At 71.3% G+C, this 15,143-nt stretch carries 15 protein-coding genes; 6 read left to right on the top strand and 9 right to left on the bottom strand.

Annotated features, from left to right (window positions below):
- Positions 1–6: 6 nt before the first annotated feature.
- Positions 7–2,679: a bifunctional diguanylate cyclase/phosphodiesterase gene (locus tag O7629_RS04520; protein ID WP_278167685.1), complete on the bottom strand. Its 2,673-nt coding sequence runs from the start codon at positions 2,677–2,679 to the stop codon at positions 7–9.
- 190 nt (positions 2,680–2,869) lie between these two features.
- Here O7629_RS04520 and O7629_RS04515 point away from each other — a divergent pair, with 190 nt between their 5' ends.
- Positions 2,870–3,316, top strand: a complete 447-nt coding sequence (locus tag O7629_RS04515; protein ID WP_278167683.1) for a PH domain-containing protein — start codon at positions 2,870–2,872, stop codon at positions 3,314–3,316.
- On the opposite strand, the gene O7629_RS04510 is transcribed toward O7629_RS04515, so the two are convergent.
- Positions 3,310–4,236, bottom strand: a complete 927-nt coding sequence (locus O7629_RS04510) for a 2-hydroxyacid dehydrogenase (RefSeq protein WP_278167681.1) — start codon at positions 4,234–4,236, stop codon at positions 3,310–3,312. The two genes, O7629_RS04515 and O7629_RS04510, sit on opposite strands and share 7 nt — an antisense overlap.
- A 314-nt stretch (positions 4,237–4,550) precedes the next feature.
- On the opposite strand from O7629_RS04510, the gene O7629_RS04505 reads away from it, so the two are divergent.
- Positions 4,551–5,585 (top strand): hypothetical protein, encoded by a 1,035-nt coding sequence (locus O7629_RS04505; protein ID WP_278167680.1) that lies wholly within the window; start codon positions 4,551–4,553, stop codon positions 5,583–5,585.
- Positions 5,586–5,695: 110 nt separating this feature from the next.
- Here O7629_RS04505 and O7629_RS04500 read toward each other — a convergent pair whose 3' ends face one another.
- Positions 5,696–5,995 carry a DUF1540 domain-containing protein gene (locus O7629_RS04500; protein WP_123600394.1) on the bottom strand — a complete coding sequence of 100 codons (300 nt, stop codon included), beginning with the start codon at positions 5,993–5,995 and terminating at the stop codon, positions 5,696–5,698.
- Positions 5,996–6,214: 219 nt separating this feature from the next.
- Between O7629_RS04500 and O7629_RS04495 the strand changes: the two genes are divergently transcribed.
- Both O7629_RS04495 and O7629_RS04490 read left to right on the top strand, forming a co-directional pair.
- On the top strand, positions 6,215–7,402 hold the full coding sequence (locus O7629_RS04495) for a PQQ-dependent sugar dehydrogenase (protein WP_278167678.1): 1,188 nt from the start codon (positions 6,215–6,217) through the stop codon (positions 7,400–7,402).
- A 44-nt stretch (positions 7,403–7,446) separates the two neighbouring features.
- The gene (locus O7629_RS04490) at positions 7,447–9,129 is read left to right on the top strand and encodes a metallophosphoesterase (RefSeq protein WP_278167676.1); all 1,683 of its coding nucleotides are present in this window, start codon (positions 7,447–7,449) and stop codon (positions 9,127–9,129) included.
- A 144-nt stretch (positions 9,130–9,273) separates the two neighbouring features.
- Here O7629_RS04490 and O7629_RS04485 read toward each other — a convergent pair whose 3' ends face one another.
- Both O7629_RS04485 and O7629_RS04480 read right to left on the bottom strand, forming a co-directional pair.
- On the bottom strand, positions 9,274–9,630 hold the full coding sequence (locus tag O7629_RS04485; RefSeq protein ID WP_278167674.1) for a hypothetical protein: 357 nt from the start codon (positions 9,628–9,630) through the stop codon (positions 9,274–9,276).
- Entirely contained in the window at positions 9,623–9,970 is a 348-nt protein-coding gene (locus O7629_RS04480; RefSeq protein WP_278167672.1) for a hypothetical protein, read from the bottom strand. Before O7629_RS04480 ends, O7629_RS04485 begins: the two co-directional genes overlap by 8 nt.
- Positions 9,971–10,153: 183 nt before the next feature.
- On the opposite strand from O7629_RS04480, the gene O7629_RS04475 reads away from it, so the two are divergent.
- Both O7629_RS04475 and O7629_RS04470 read left to right on the top strand, forming a co-directional pair.
- Positions 10,154–10,945: a helix-turn-helix transcriptional regulator gene (locus O7629_RS04475; protein ID WP_278167671.1), complete on the top strand. Its 792-nt coding sequence runs from the start codon at positions 10,154–10,156 to the stop codon at positions 10,943–10,945.
- Positions 10,936–11,130: a DUF397 domain-containing protein gene (locus tag O7629_RS04470; protein ID WP_278167669.1), complete on the top strand. Its 195-nt coding sequence runs from the start codon at positions 10,936–10,938 to the stop codon at positions 11,128–11,130. Before O7629_RS04475 ends, O7629_RS04470 begins: the two co-directional genes overlap by 10 nt.
- A 26-nt stretch (positions 11,131–11,156) precedes the next feature.
- On the opposite strand, the gene O7629_RS04465 is transcribed toward O7629_RS04470, so the two are convergent.
- From O7629_RS04465 to gatC, 4 genes are all read right to left on the bottom strand, one after another.
- A complete protein-coding gene (locus tag O7629_RS04465) occupies positions 11,157–11,687 on the bottom strand; it encodes a hypothetical protein (RefSeq protein ID WP_278167667.1) in 531 nt (176 codons plus the stop codon).
- Positions 11,688–11,772: 85 nt separating this feature from the next.
- A complete protein-coding gene (gene gatB / locus O7629_RS04460) occupies positions 11,773–13,278 on the bottom strand; it encodes an Asp-tRNA(Asn)/Glu-tRNA(Gln) amidotransferase subunit GatB (protein WP_278167666.1) in 1,506 nt (501 codons plus the stop codon).
- Positions 13,279–13,321: 43 nt separating this feature from the next.
- Positions 13,322–14,800, bottom strand: coding sequence for an Asp-tRNA(Asn)/Glu-tRNA(Gln) amidotransferase subunit GatA (gatA, locus tag O7629_RS04455; protein WP_278167663.1), 1,479 nt, complete (start codon positions 14,798–14,800; stop codon positions 13,322–13,324).
- A gap of 3 nt (positions 14,801–14,803) precedes the next feature.
- On the bottom strand, positions 14,804–15,103 hold the full coding sequence (gatC, locus tag O7629_RS04450; RefSeq protein WP_278167662.1) for an Asp-tRNA(Asn)/Glu-tRNA(Gln) amidotransferase subunit GatC: 300 nt from the start codon (positions 15,101–15,103) through the stop codon (positions 14,804–14,806).
- Positions 15,104–15,143: the final 40 nt, after the last annotated feature.

Below are 15,143 nucleotides of genomic sequence, written 5' to 3'. Positions count from 1 at the left end.
TCCGGGTCAGTGCGACGGGGTGGGGAAGTCGGCGATGTACGCCTCGGTCCGCTCCGCAGGTGCGGGGCGGGCCAGGGCGTACCCCTGACCGAACCGGCAGCCGGCCCCCTGCGCCTGGCTCACCTGACCGTCCGTCTCCAGCCCCTCGGCGACGATCTCCAGCCCGAACCGCCGGCCCAGCCCAGCCACCGCTTCCAGCATCGGGTGGACACTGTCCGGGCCGGCACCGGAGCCGGCGACCAGCGACCGGTCGATCTTGACGACGTCCAGCGGCAGCCGCCGCAGCTGGGCGATCGACGCCTGGCCGGCGCCGAAGTCGTCCAACGCGATCCGCACCCCGTGCGCCCGCAGGTTCGCCAACTGCGCGAGGATCTGCGGATTCTCGGCAGCCGCCAGCTCCTCGGCGACCAGCGACTCGGCCACCTCGACGACGAGCCGCTCCGGCCCGATGCCCTGTGCGGCCAGCATGGCCATCAGGTCGGCCACGAAGGTGGTCGCGGCCAACTCGGCCGGGGCGACGTTGACCGACAGCCACAGCCCGTGCCCCTCCCGTGACCAGGACGCCAACTGCCGGCAGGCGGTGGCCCGCGCCCACCGGCCGATGTGGCCCAGCAGCGACAGTTCCCGCGCCACGGCGAGCAACTCGGCCGGCAGCACCGTGCCGAGCACCGGGCTGCGCCAGCGCAGCAGCGCCTCGACCCCCACCGGTTTGCCGTCGACCAGGTCCACCACCGGCTGGTACACCACGTCCAACTCGCCCCGCTCGGCCGCGCCCGGCAGCTCCCGCTCCAGGTCCAGCCGCCGGACCAGCTGTTCCTCCAGGTAGGAGTCGTACCACTCGACCCGGTTGCGACCGAGCTGGCGGGCCCGGCGGCGGGCCAGGTCCGCCCGGCGCAGCACATCGTCCGCCCCGGCGCCGCCGGCCACCTCGGCCATGCCGATGCTGGTCTGCAGCGCAACCACCGCGCCGGGCAGCTGGCACGGCTCGCGCAGCGCCGCGACCAGCCGCGCCCCGGTGCCGTACGCCAGCATCGGGCCGGCGACGGTGATCACCGCGAACTCGTCGCCGCTGAGCCGGGCGACCACGTCGTCCGGCTCCACCGTGTCCCGCAGCCGCCGCCCCACCTCGACCAGCACCGCGTCGCTGACCTCCCGCCCGTACTGCTCGTTGACGCCGACCAGCCCGTGCAGGTCGATGATCAGCAACGCACCGGGGTGGCCGGGCAGGTCCCGCTGGTTGGCGATCTGGCGCATCAGCTCCCGGCGGTTCGCCAACCCGGTCAGCTGGTCGGTGAAGCCGAGCTTGTACAGCCGCCGCTCCAGGTGCACCCGCTCCCCCACGTCGCGCACATGCACCACGAGCGCTCCGACCTCGGGTACCGTCCGCTGGTCGGACACGGTGGACTCGGTGTCCCGCCACCGACCATGGCCGTCCCGCAGCCGGGCGGTGACCAGCGGGGTCCGGCTGGTCGGTACCAGCCGGCCGGTCACCACGCCGGTCAGCACCGTGATCACCTCAGGGACGTCCTCCGGATGCATCAGCTCGATGAACGGTCGGCCGAGCACCTGTGCGTCGGCCAGCCCGAACAGTCGCGCGGCGGCCGGTGACTGCCACCGCACCCGCAGGTCGTCGCCGAGGGTCAGGGTGAGATCGTTGCCACCGGAGACCAACGACCGGAAATGCGCCTCCTGGATGCTCAGTCGCCTGGCGTAGGACCGCACGTCGGCCGCAGCCATCATCTCCCGGACCACCAGCGTCGGGATCACCGCGAGACCGAGCAGGACCGACGTACGGTCGAACAATCCCTGGGTCGCCACGTGGTACGCGGCGGCCAGCGCGGCCACCACCGCCGGCACCGTCAACAGTGGATACGCGGTGAGCCGGCCGCGCGCCGGGGTGACCGGCTGGGAGCCCGCGTGCTGCGCCCGCTGCGCCCCGATGACCAGCAACAGCATGCCGCCGACCGCTGGGGCCATCGCCAGGCACCAGAGCCAGCCCGCAGTGCCGTACGCGAAACAGACCGTCGGGGCGGCCAGCCCGATGAGCACCGCGCCAGAGCCGCCGGCGCAGTACAGCACCGACGGACGCTGCCTCCGTACCGCCAGGGCGGTGACCGCGATGATCGACCCGGCCCCGATCACGCTCAGCTCGACGAAGAGCACGGCCGACGGCACGGTGTCGACCGGCGACAGCAGCCAGCCGGCGAAGATCAGGCTGATCCCCAGGCTCAGCCCGTCGACCACCCGCCGCAGCCGCAGCCGCCAGGTCTCGGCGACGCCCGGCAGCAGCAGAATCGCCGCAAGATGACCGGCCAGGGCGAGGACGAGCCCGCTGAGCGCCAGGCCGGTCCGGGCCGCTGGCGGGCTGAAGGCGGCGACGCAGACCGCGGTGGCGCCGCCGACGCTGGTCACGGCGATCAGGCCGGCTCCGCGACAGTCTCGGAGGTCGCCGCTACGGGCGTGCGCGGTGACGGCCATCCGCGACAGCCGCAGACCGGGCATGCCGACGCCGAACAGCACCGCGCCGAGCACCGCGACGGGGGCGGTCAGCAGGCCGGCCGCGCCGGCGGTCAGCAGCAGCGCGGCGGCGCCGGCCTGTGCGGGCAGGGTCCAGCCGGGGGGTTGGGCCCGATGGGGGCGGGGACGGGTACGGGGTGGTTCGGGGAACGCCTCAGGCACGGTGGCCGTCGCCTCCACGGAAGGGGTCGGGGCACAGCCGGGCCGGGTCGGCCCTCTGTGCCGGTCACAACGAACCAGTCCGGCGCCGGGTTACGGGGCGGTCACCGGAGATTTCCGTCGGGTTTCCGCACCGGTGCCACCCGACCTACCCGGCAGCCGACGCCCACCGGCCGGATGCCAGGATTGTCGGATGAGTCGCAGGGTAACTGTCCGGTTCCGGCCGCACCAGGCGATCATGCTGGCGGCGGTGATCGCGTTCGTCGGGTCACTGCCGCTGGCCAGTGCCCGCTGGTATCTGCTGCCGGTCCTGCTGCTGCCGCTGGCGATCGCGATCTGGGCGGTCCGTTCCGGAACCGATGCCGACCCGGCCGGGCTCCGGGTGCGGGCCCTGATCGGCCAGCGCCGGATCGGCTGGTCGCGGGTGGCCGAGCTGGCGGCCGACCCGCAGGGCCGGGCGGTGGCGCTGCTCACCGACGGCGAGCGGGTACGGCTGCCCGCGGTACGGGCCGACGACCTGCCCCGGCTGATCGCCGCCAGCGGGCAACCGCTCGACCCGGCGACTCCGCCGACCCCACTCAACCCGGCGACTCCGCCGACCGACGCGACCGACGAGCCGGCCACGCCGCCGACTCAATAGCCGTCCACCACCACGTTGTCCAGCGGCTCGCCCGCGGCCAGCCGGGTGACCTGCCGACCGGCCAGGGCGTACGCGCGCGGCAGCAGACCGCGTACCGACCCGGCGATGTGCGGACTGATCACCACGTTCGGCAACATCCATAGCGGATGGTCTGCGGGCAGCGGTTCGGGGTCGGTCACGTCGAGCACGGCGCAGATCCGGCCGGTGGACAACTCGGCGGTGAGCGCTGCCGTATCGACCACCGGGCCTCGCGCGGCGTTGACCAGCAGCGCGCCGTCACGCATCGCGGCCAGCGTGGCCGCATCGACCATCCCCCGGGTCCGATCGGTCAGCGGCACGATCAGCACCACGATGTCGGCGTGCGGCAACAGGGCGGGCAACTCGTCGACGCCGTGCACCTGTTCGGCCGGCCGGGCGGTCCGGGCCACCAGCGTGAACTCCACCTCGAACGGGGTCAGCCGGGCGCGCAGCGCGGCACCGATCGATCCGGCGCCGACGATGAGGACCCGTTTCCCGGCCAGCTCGTCGGTCGGGGCGAACCGCTCGTACGACCATTCCCGGCGGGTCTGCGCCCGGATGAAGCCGGCGAAGTCGCGGACGTGGGTGAGGATCGCGGCGGCGATCCACTCCGCCGTCGATGAGTCGTGCACCCCGCGCGCGTCGCAGAGCGTCAAATGCTCCGGCAGCCGCCCCACCCAGGCGTCGGCACCTGCGGACAGCAACTGCACCACCTGAAGGTCCGGCATCTTGCCGGCCAGCTCCGCCGCTCCGGGCCGGGCCAGGAACGGAGGCACCCAGAACCGCACGCCGGCGGGGTCGGACGGCAACTGGGTGAGGTCGGCGGCGACCTCGACGGTCACCTGGTCGGGCAGCCGGCCGAGCAGTTGTCGGCCGTGCGCGTGGGGGATCCAGACTTTCACCGGTCCGACGATAGCGGGCCATCCGGGTCCGGCCCGCACAGGCCGGACATCACATGATCATCTGGTACGAGGCCGATCAAGGCAGGAACACCCACCTACTTGCGAGTACATTACTCGTTCGACAACCCACTTTATCGACCATGCTGCATCGTTCTATATTTGTATTCAAATCCCTGGCGCCCTGACGCATCGCGATACCCGACCCGGGTACACGAGCGACAAAGTGAGATCAGGTCACATTCCGTTCGAGCTCCGCCGGCATCATTACTGAATCTCGCTTCGGAGAGCAAGCGATGGACAGTCACTCAGCAAGAATGACCTCAGACCCGATGTTCGCCGTCAGGGTGAACCGCCGCCGCAGGTCGGCCGCCGGTGCCGTGCTGGCCGTGCTGGCCATGATCCTGGCCATCGGGGACGCCTCCGCCGGGTACGCCGACGGCGTACCGGCGCAGCGGCCGGACACCGCCATCGCCTCCGGGGCCGACGCCGGGACCCGACAGGCTCCGGACGAGATCGGTGGCGTAACCGCCATCGCCGCCGGCTGGGGGCACAACCTTGGCCTACGCCCGGACGGCACCGTCATCGCCTGGGGCTGGAGCGACTCGGGGCAGCTCGGCAACGGCGACCACGGCTGGTACCAGAGCGAGACCCCGGTGCAGGTGTGTGCCGTCGGCCAGACCGCGCCCTGCACCCAGTTCCTCACCGGCGTGATAGCCATCGCGGCGGGTGAGTTCTACAGCCTTGCCCTGCTGCGGGACCGGACCGTCGTCGCCTGGGGCAACAACACCACCGGGCAGCTCGGCGACGGCACCACCATCGACCGCCTCACCCCGGTACGCGTATGCGCGGTCGGGCAGGTCGCACCGTGCAGCCAGTTCCTGAACGCGGTCCGGGCCGTGGCAGCCGGCTTTGGGCACAGCATGGCACTGCTCGGCAACGGCAGCGTCGTCACCTGGGGCGGCAACTCCGGGGCGCTCGGCGACGGCACCACCATCAGGCGCCTCACCCCGGTACGGGTGTGCGCGGCAGGGCAGATCGCACCCTGCGCGCAATACCTGTACGGGGTCCGGCACATCGATGCCGGCTCCGGCTACAGTTTGGCGCAGCTGAGCAGCGGTGGTGTGCTGGCCTGGGGCTATAACAGATGGGGCCAGCTCGGTGACGGCACCTCCGACCTTTTTCGGCTGACTCCCACCCGGGTCTGCGGGGTCAGGCGGTTCGAGCCCTGCACTCAGTACCTGTCCCTGATCAGGACCATCGCCGCCGGGACCGATCACAATCTCGCGCTACAGGTCGACTACACCGTGATCTCCTGGGGCGGAGAATACTACCCGGAATTCCGCTCATAGCCGTGTGGTTGTGCGGAAATAGCCGTATCGGTTGGGCGGAAGCGGCACCGGTCCGTGGGACGAGCCCACGGACCGGTGCCGCTGCGATTCCGGTCGGACCTATGACGGTGTCAGGCCGGCTCGTAGGTCATGCAGTCGGCTGTTTCCCGGCTCGGCCCGACCCGGATCGCCGGAGCCCGGCACTCCAGCTCGGCGTTGAACCGGCAGTCGGCGCGCTTGCAGGCACCAACCTGGGCGATCACCGCGTCGAGGCCGCCCTTGGACGAGATGTCGAAAAAGGTGGTACAGCTGGCGCTGTCCGCCTCGGTGCCGATGGTGATGGCGAAGGCGTGGCAGCCCTCGTGCTGGTTGTACGCGCACTCCACGGCGGTGCACTCCTGCACCCGGGGCATCTCCATCATCGCGGTCATGGTGGTCCTCCTAGCTCGGCAGCATCCGGCAGTGGCAGCGTCGTCGCCACTGTGGGAAAACCGTAGTCCACTGCGATGGAATATATGGCGCTTATTCAATCCTCGCAATTTTGGGAACCCTTACCTAACATCATCCGGCGCAATTTTGGATACCCTTGCCTAAGCACTCGCGGGACGCCGTCGGATGCGGATGTCCGGCAGCGGGCTAGTCTGGTGCGGGTGAACGCTCGCCCGCCGTACCGCCGCTCGTCGCGCCGCCCTGCCGCCGCGACCACAGCGACCGCCGCCGCCAGCCTGACCGCCCTGCTGCTCGCCGGCGGCTGCGCTTTTGGCGAGCCGGAGCCGGACCAGGCCGGCGCGCCCCCCACCTTCCCCGCCCCCACCGAGACGCCGACCGGCGGCGGCGTCGACCAGCAGGTGGCCGTCACCGTGCTGGCCAGCGGACTGGCGGTGCCGTGGGGGGTGGCGTTCCTGCCGGACGGCGCAGCGCTGGTCACCGAGCGGGACAGCGCCAAGATCCTGCAGGTCGGGCCCGGTTCGAGCCCGGACGGGCTGGACGTCACCGAGGTGCAGACCATCGACCAGGTCGACAGCGGCGGCGAAGGCGGCCTGCTCGGCATCGCCGTCTCCCCCGAGTACGCCACCGACGAGACGGTGTTCATCTACTACTCCACCGCCGAGGACAACCGGATCGCCCGGCTGACCCTGGGCGGCGAACCGGAACCGATCGTCACCGGCATCCCGCTCTCCGGCATCCACAACGGCGGCCGGCTCGCCTTCGGGCCCGACGGCTTCCTCTACGCCACCACCGGCGACGCCTCGGACACCGGCCTGTCCCAGGACCAGGAGAGCCTCGGCGGCAAGATCCTGCGGATGACGCCGGACGGCGAGCCGGCCCCCGGCAACCCGTTCGCCGACTCGGTGGTCTGGTCGCTGGGGCACCGAAACGTGCAGGGCATCGCCTGGGACGCCCAGGACCGGCTGTACGCCACCGAGTTCGGCCAGAACCTGTGGGACGAGATCAACCTGATCGAGCCGGGCGAGAACTACGGTTGGCCACAGGTCGAGGGCGAAGGCGGCGACGGGCGCTTCGTCGACCCGCTGGTCGTCTGGCCGACCGAGGAGTCCTCCTGCTCCGGGGCGGCCGTGGTGGACCGGATCCTGGTCGCCGCCTGTCTGCGCGGCGAACGGCTGTGGCTGGTCGAGCTGACCGAGTCCGGTACGGTCTTCGGCCAGCCCCGCGCGCTACTCACCGAGGAGTACGGTCGGCTACGCACCGTCGTGCAGGCACCGGACGGCTCGGTCTGGGTGACCACCTCGAACCAGGACGGCCGGGGCGAACCGGCCCCAGAGGACGACCGTATCCTGCGGCTGGTCTTCGCCGACGGCGGAGCCGGGCGCAGCTGACCCACCCGCCTCCCCACCCTCGATCAGACAGGCATGATCTCACCATGAGCGACGAGCAGACGGCCGACCAGAGCCGTCCCGGCCAGCAGCCGGGCCGTCCGGATCAGCAGCCGGGCCGCCCTGGGCGGCGGCTGGCGCGCGCCGGGCGACAGCTCGGCTCGGTCAGCCGTACCGCCGGTCGCGGATTCGGGCGGGCCGCGCGGTCCCGGGCGACCCGGCGGATCGGCGTGGCGCTCGCAGTCGTCGCGGTGAGTCTCGCCGGAGTCGTCATCGGCGTCCTGCTCGGGGCCCGTGCCGACGTCGACATCGGCCCGTTCCGGGCCGAGATGACGGTGACCCCGGCGGTGGACGGCGGCACCACCATGGCCATCCCGCCGCTCGGCGCGCTGCACGTGGACAGCCACGAAGGGCCGGTCCAGCTCTCCATCCGGCTCGGCTCCCTCGACCAGGTCCGCACCCTCGCCCTGCTCGACGACCCGAACGCGATCACCCGGGCCAGTCAGACCGTGGTCGGCGACGTCACCGAGGGGGTGCTGCGGCTCGGCATCCGTACCATCGCGGTCGCCGTGCTCACCACGTTGGTCCTCGCCGCGCTGGTCTTCCGCGACACCCGCCGGGTCGCCTGGTCCGGCACCCTGGCACTGCTGATCACCGGCGGCAGCATCGGCGTCGCGGCGACGACCATCCGGCCGGAGTCGATCGAGGAGCCACGGTACGAGGGTCTGCTGGTCAACGCCCCGGCGGTGGTCGGTGACGTGCAGCGGATCGCCACCAACTACAGCCAGTACGCCGAGCAGCTGCAGCACATCGTCAGCAACGTCAGCCGGATCTACACCACCGTGTCGACGCTGCCCGTGTACCAGGCGGCCGAGGGCACCACCCGGGTGCTGCACGTGTCGGACATGCACCTCAACCCGACCGGCTGGTCGGTGATCCGTACCGTGGTCGAGCAGTTCGACATCGACATGGTGATCGACACCGGGGACATCACCGACTGGGGCAGCGAGCCGGAGGCGAACTACGTCGCCTCGATCGGGCTGCTGGAGGTGCCGTACGTGTTCATCCGCGGCAACCACGACTCGATCCGCACCCAGGAGGCGGTGGCCAGCCAGCCGAACGCGATCGTGCTGGACAACGAGGTCACCGAGGTCGCCGGGCTGACCATCGCCGGCATCGGCGACCCCCGGTTCACCCCGGACAAGCAGACCAGCCCGGCCGACGGCGGGTTGTCCAAGCCGGCCACCGACCAGGTGATCGGGGTCGGCGAGCAGCTTGCCGCGACGATCCGGGGCACCGACGAACCGGTGGACATCGCCCTGGTGCACGACCCGGTGTCCGCCGGCCCGCTGTCCGGCACCACGCCGCTGGTGCTGGCCGGGCACACCCACAACCGGGAGGTCCGGATGCTCGCCGAGATCCCCGGTGAGCAGCCGACCCGGCTGATGGTGGAAGGTTCGACCGGCGGAGCCGGACTGCGCGGTCTGGAGGGCGAGGAGCCGACGCCACTGGCCATGACGGTTCTGTACTTCGACGCCGAGCACCAGTTGCAGGCGCACGACGACATCCGGATTGGCGGCACCGGCCAGGCCCAGGTGACCCTGGAGCGGCACGTCGTCGCCGGCCCGGAACCGGATCCGGACCCGTCGGCGTCGCCGACTCCTACCGCCGATCCGTCCGCGACTCCGACTGCCGCTGCGTCCACGGTCCCGGCACCCAGCCCCTCCTGAGCCCACGCCCACCCCCGCCGGAGCCGCGCCAGCCCCGCGATCTAGAAGGATTTGGCCGGTATATCGACCACGATCCTTCTAGATCGCGTCCCGTCAGCGGCTCACCGGCGCCCCGGCCCGCGCCGCCAGCCAGGATCGCGCGGCCTATTCGTGTGGGCCTGAGGTACCAGTGGAGCTTGATGCCGGAGGTGCATCTCGATGCACCTGTGGCATCAGGTCGTGAAAGGGCACCTTGGTCCCGGGAGCCGGCCCTGGCCGGATGACCGCGCCGGGGCGGTGCAGTGCCGCCGCGCGGACCATCACCATCATCATCTGACCGTCCCGGCTGCCGTGCAGTCGGGTGCCGAGCAGGTGAATCCATTCGATGTTCGGGTGGGCGGCATCGGCGCGGACATGGATGACCCTCAGTCGCAGGGGTCCGTCGCCATTCAGATAGTCGCTCGCGCCGATTTCGATGATGTCCCACGGCTGCACCAGCGGCGATCTTGTCGACTCAGTCATCGCCACCCGCCCCGGTCGTCGGGTCGGCGGTAAGCCAGATGCCGACCGAGGCGAGCAGCCGACGGATGGTCCGGGCGGCGTCACGGTCGTACCGGTCCAGGTAGGCCACCGCGAGCCGCAGCCCTGGACAGATGATCGTGCCGCAGCGCGGACACCCGGTCACCGGGTCGGGCAGGTGCAGCGCGGCCAGGTGCCGAGCGCGGGCGATCACCGGGTGGTCGACGTAGCCGGGCACGGCGCTGCCGGTCGGCACCGACATCCAGCCGAGTACGCCGGGCCGGCGTACCGCGCCGGGCCGACGTACCACGCCGACCGTTCGCAATTGATCTTTGTCATTCATTCTTGCGCCATGAATCCCCCATCGGGACAACGATGGACGCCTTCTCAAATTTCCCACCCCTCCACCCTGGACTCCGCCATCCCGGCAATAGAAGATGGGCAGAACACCCGTATCCACCCGCATCCGGGCCTGGGCGAGTCCTGCCCACCGCAAAGCAATTCTGTAGAGAGCTGGAGGAAGCGAATGTCTGGACCCGCAAGCGCCTATCTGGTAGCGGAGCTGCGCCGGCGACGCGAGTTGGCCGGGCTCACCCAGGAGCAGTGGGGGGCGGCCCTGCACTGGTCGGCCCAGCACGTCAGCTCGATCGAGCGCGGCGTCCGGCCGATCCGGCTCGACTACCTCGCCGCCATCGACCGGGTCTTCAACTGCGACTACAGCACCCTCTACGCGCTGCTGCTGCGGGCCGAGCGGGCCCCGGTCTGGCTGCGCCCGTGGCTGGACCACGAACGGGAGGCGATCATCCTGCGCTGGTACGAGCCGATGCTGGTGCCCGGACTGCTGCAGACCGAGACCTACGCCCGCGTCGTGCTCACCCACGCCGGGGTGGCGATCGACGACGTCGACACCACGGTCTCCGACCGGCTCAGCCGCCAGGAGATCCTGCACCGGGCCGAGCGGCCGTGCCGCTTCGTCGGGGTGATCGACGAGGCGGTGCTGACCCGGGCGGTCGGCGGCCCGGCGGTGATGCGCGAGCAGATCCTGGCGCTGATCGCCGCCTGCGACCGGCCCAACATCTCGCTCCAGGTGGTGCCGGCCGGGGTCGGTGCCTACCCGGGGCTGAACGGCCCGTTCATTCTGGCCAGCCTGGAGGGTCGGTCGGCGGGCTTCCTCGACGGGCCGTTGGAGGGCCAGACCATCGAGCTGGAGGCCGATCTGACCAGATTGGAGCATGCCTGGGAGTCGCTGCGGGAGTACGCTCTGCCCAGCGAGCAGTCCGTGGCGTTGATGCAGGAGGCGGCAGACAGATGGGCGTGACCACCGATCCTCGACCGGCCTGGCGGACCAGCAGCCGCAGCAACGGCACCGGCGGCGCATGTGTCGAAGTCGCCGACAACCTGCCCGGTCGGGTCCTGGTCCGCGACAGCAAGGACCGCACCGGCGGCACCCTCACCTTCTCCCCCGCCGCCTGGCAGACCTTCGTCAGCCGCACTGGCCGGTAGTCAGACCGGCAGGTCGCCGGGTCCGGTCACCTCGCCGAGCGCGTCCGCGTCCGCGTCCGCTCAGACTGTGCAAACCACGCCTGGGCGGACGCGGGGACGAGCAGGAGCACCACCAGGATCAGACCGACCGGCACCGACACGACGCCGAGGATGATCGCGGTGATCAGCGAGCCGCGTCGGCCCTGCCACAGTCCGTGCATCACCGAGCCGAAGATGGCTCCGATGACCACGCCTCCGATGGACAGCGCCCAGAACTCGATCAGCACACCGAGGACGACGAGCGCGAGTCCCAGCGCGACGCCGAGTGCGTAGCCGGCAACGGCGATGATCACCGGCACCGGCGGAGTCCTGCGGCGAACCTCCGAGCCGACGTCCGGTGCCGGCACAGCTGACGTCGACCGACCGGTAGTCCCGGACAACCGCTGGTCGGCAGCGGCGGCCGCGACCAGCCATTCGATCTCGGCGCGGCTCAGGTCGTACTGTCGCTCAAGCTCAGCGACGTCGCGGCCCGCCGTGTACTCCGCGACCACCCGCTCGTACTCGGCATCCCACTGCATGTACAGAAAGTAGCCGACTGCACCATTTTTCGATAGGCCAGGTCCGATGCCGCCGATCGGTCAGGGCGGCGGCACCGCACCACCATCAGCCCTGCGCGCCGAGGCGGGACAGGATCAGCTCCCGGACGGTACGCGCGTCCGCCTGGCCCCGGGTCGTCTTCATCACCGCGCCGACCAGCGCACCGGCCGCCGCCACCTTGCCGTCGCGGACCTTCGCCGCGATGTCCGGGTTGGCGGCGATCGCCTCGTCCACGGCGGCGGTCAACGCACCGGTGTCGGAGACCACCTCCAGGCCGCGAGCGGTCATCACCTCGGTCGGCGTGCCTTCCCCGGCAGCCACCGCCTCCAGGACGGTCCGGGCCAGCTTGTCGTTGAGCTTGCCCGAGTCGACCAGCCCCTGCAGCTCGGCCACGTGCGCCGGGGTGACCCCGAGCGCGGTCAGCTCCACACCGGACTCGTTGGCCCGGCGGGCCAGCTCACCCAGCCACCACTTGCGGGCACCGGCCGGGGTGGTGCCGGCGGCGATGGTCTGCTCGATCAGCTCGACCGCACCGGCGTTGACCACCGACTGCATGTCGTGGTCGGTCAGCCCCCACTGCTCCTGCAGCCGCTTGCGGTGCACCCGGGGCAGCTCCGGCAGGCCCGCCTTCAGCTCGGCCACCCAGGCGGCGTCCGGGGCGAGCGGCACCAGGTCCGGCTCCGGGAAGTAGCGGTAGTCGGTGGCGGTCTCCTTGGACCGGCCCGACGTGGTGTCGCCGCTGTCCTCGTGGAAGTGCCGGGTCTCCTGCACGATCCGGCCACCGGCGTCGAGCACCGACGCCTGGCGCAGCATCTCCGCGCGTACCGCCCGCTCCACCGACCGCAGCGAGTTGACGTTCTTGGTCTCGGTGCGGGTGCCCCACTCGGTCTGCCCGACCGGGGTCAGCGACGTGTTGACGTCGCAGCGCAACGAACCCTGCTCCATCCGTACGTCGGAGACGCCCAACGAGCGGATCACGTCCCGCAGCTCGGTGACGTACGCGCGGGCCACCTGCGGTGCCCGGTCACCGGTGCCGGGGATCGGCTTGGTGACGATCTCCACCAGCGGGATACCGGCCCGGTTGTAGTCGACAAGCGACTCGGTCGCCCCGTGGATCCGCCCGGTCGCGCCGCCGACGTGCAGCGTCTTGCCGGTGTCCTCCTCCAGGTGCACCCGCTCGATGCCGATGCGCACGATCTCGCCGTCGACCTCGACGTCGAGCCAGCCGTCCACGCACAGCGGCTCGTCGTACTGGCTGATCTGGTAGTTCTTCGGCATGTCCGGGTAAAAGTAGTTCTTCCGGGCGAACCGGCACCAGTCGGCGATCGAGCAGTTCAGTGCCAGCCCGATGCGGATCGTCGCCTCGATCGCCGCCTTGTTCGCCACCGGCAACGAGCCGGGCAGCCCCAGGCAGACCGGGCAGACCTGGGTGTTCGGCTCGGCGCCGAACCCGGTCGGGCAGCCGCAGAACATCTTGGTGTTGGTGCCCAGCTCGACGTGCGTCTCCAGGCCGATCACCGGCTCGTAGCGGGCGACGACATCCTCGTACGTGGGCAACGCGGTCGTGCTCATCTCACAGCTCCAACTCTCGATCGCAGGGTCGGCACGTCGCGGCTCAGAGCTCCGGCGGGGTGAGGATGCCGACCGCCGACTCCAGGGCCGCCGCGACCCGGTACATCCGGTCGTCGGCCATCGTCGGCGCCATCACCTGCAACCCGACCGGCAGCCCGTCGGCCAGCCCGCACGGCACCGAGATGGCCGGGCCGCCGTACAGGTTGGTCGGGATGGTGAACAGGTCGGCCAGATACATCTGGTACGGGTCGGCGGTGCGTGCCCCGAGCGGGAACGCCACGAACGGCGTCGTCGGCGAGATCAGCACGTCGACCTGCTCGAACGCGGCGGTGAAGTCGCGGGTGATCAGGGTACGCACCTTCTGCGCCTGCCCGTAGTAGGCGTCGTAGTAGCCGCTGGACAGCGCGTACGTGCCGAGCATGATCCGCCGCTTGACCTCCGGACCGAAGCCCTGGTCGCGGGTCAGCGACATGACCTCTTCCAGGGACCGGTTGCCGTCGTCGCCGCTGCGCAGCCCGTACCGGACGCCGTCGTAGCGGGCCAGATTGGACGAGCATTCACTCGGCGCGATCAGGTAGTACGCCGGCAGCGCGTAGTCAAAGTGCGGGCAGGAGACCTCGACGACCTCGGCACCGAGCTTGGTCAGCGCGTCGACGGCGTCGCGGAACGCGGCCAGCACGCCCGGCTCGACGCCCTCGCCGGTGGCGAACTGGGTGACCAGGCCGAGGCGCACCCCGGTCAGGTCGCCGGAGGCACCGGCGCGGGCCGCTTCGACGACCGGCGGCACGGCGGCCGGGATCGAGGTGGAGTCGCGCGGGTCGTGCCCGGCGATCGCCTCGTGCAACAAGGCGGCGTCGAGCACCGTCCGGGCGCACGGGCCGGGGGTGTCCAGCGAGGAGGAGAAGGCGATCAGCCCGTACCGGGAGGTGCCGCCGTAGGTCGGCTTGGCGCCGACGGTGCCGGTGACCGCGCCGGGCTGGCGGATCGAGCCGCCGGTGTCGGTGCCGATCGCCAGTGGAGCTTCGTACCCGGCGACCGCGGCCGCGCTGCCGCCGCCGGATCCGCCGGGGATCCGGGTCAGGTCCCACGGGTTGTACGTCGGCCCGTACGCCGAATACTCGGTCGACGAACCCATCGCGAACTCGTCCATGTTGGTCTTGCCGAGGATCGGCATGCCGGCGGCGCGCAGCCGGGCGACGATCGTCGCGTCGTACGGTGGCCGCCAGCCGTCGAGGATCTTCGACCCGGCGGTGGTCGGCACACCCTTGGTGGTGACGACGTCCTTGACCGCGATCGGTACGCCGGCCAGCGGGCCGAGCGGCTGCCCGGCGGCGCGGGCGGTGTCGACGGCCTGCGCGGCGGCGAGCGCACCGTCTGCGTCGACGTGCAGGTAGGCGTGCACCCGTTCGTCGACGCCGGCGATCCGGTCCAGGTGGGCGCGGGTCACCTCGACGGCGCTGGTGTCGCCGGCGGCGATCAGCCCGGCCAGCTGAGCGGCGGTCATCCCGGTGAGTTCGGACATGACTCAGACCTCCTCGTCCAGGATGCGCGGCACCCGGAACCGGCCGTCCTCGGCGTCCGGGGCGGCGGAGAGCGCGGCGTCGCGGTCCAGGCCGGGGACGACGACGTCGTCGCGCAACACGTTGGTCAGCGGCACCGAGTGCGAGGTGGGCGGGATGTCGTCGGCGGCGACCTCGCCGATCCGGGCGACGGACTGCAGGATGACGTCGAGCTGGCCGGCGAACGTCGCCAGTTCGTCCTCGGTCACGGCCAGCCGCGACAGTCGCGCCAGGTGCGCGACCTCCTCGCGGGAGATGGCGGCCATCTGCGCCCCCTTCGTACGGTGATCGAACGGTTGGCCCCGG

This window comes from Solwaraspora sp. WMMD792, assembly GCF_029626105.1.
In the GTDB taxonomy this organism is placed as follows: domain Bacteria; phylum Actinomycetota; class Actinomycetes; order Mycobacteriales; family Micromonosporaceae; genus Micromonospora_E.
The sequence above is the reverse complement of the archived record's forward strand: the minus strand, read 5'-3'. Positions and strand labels throughout refer to the sequence as shown.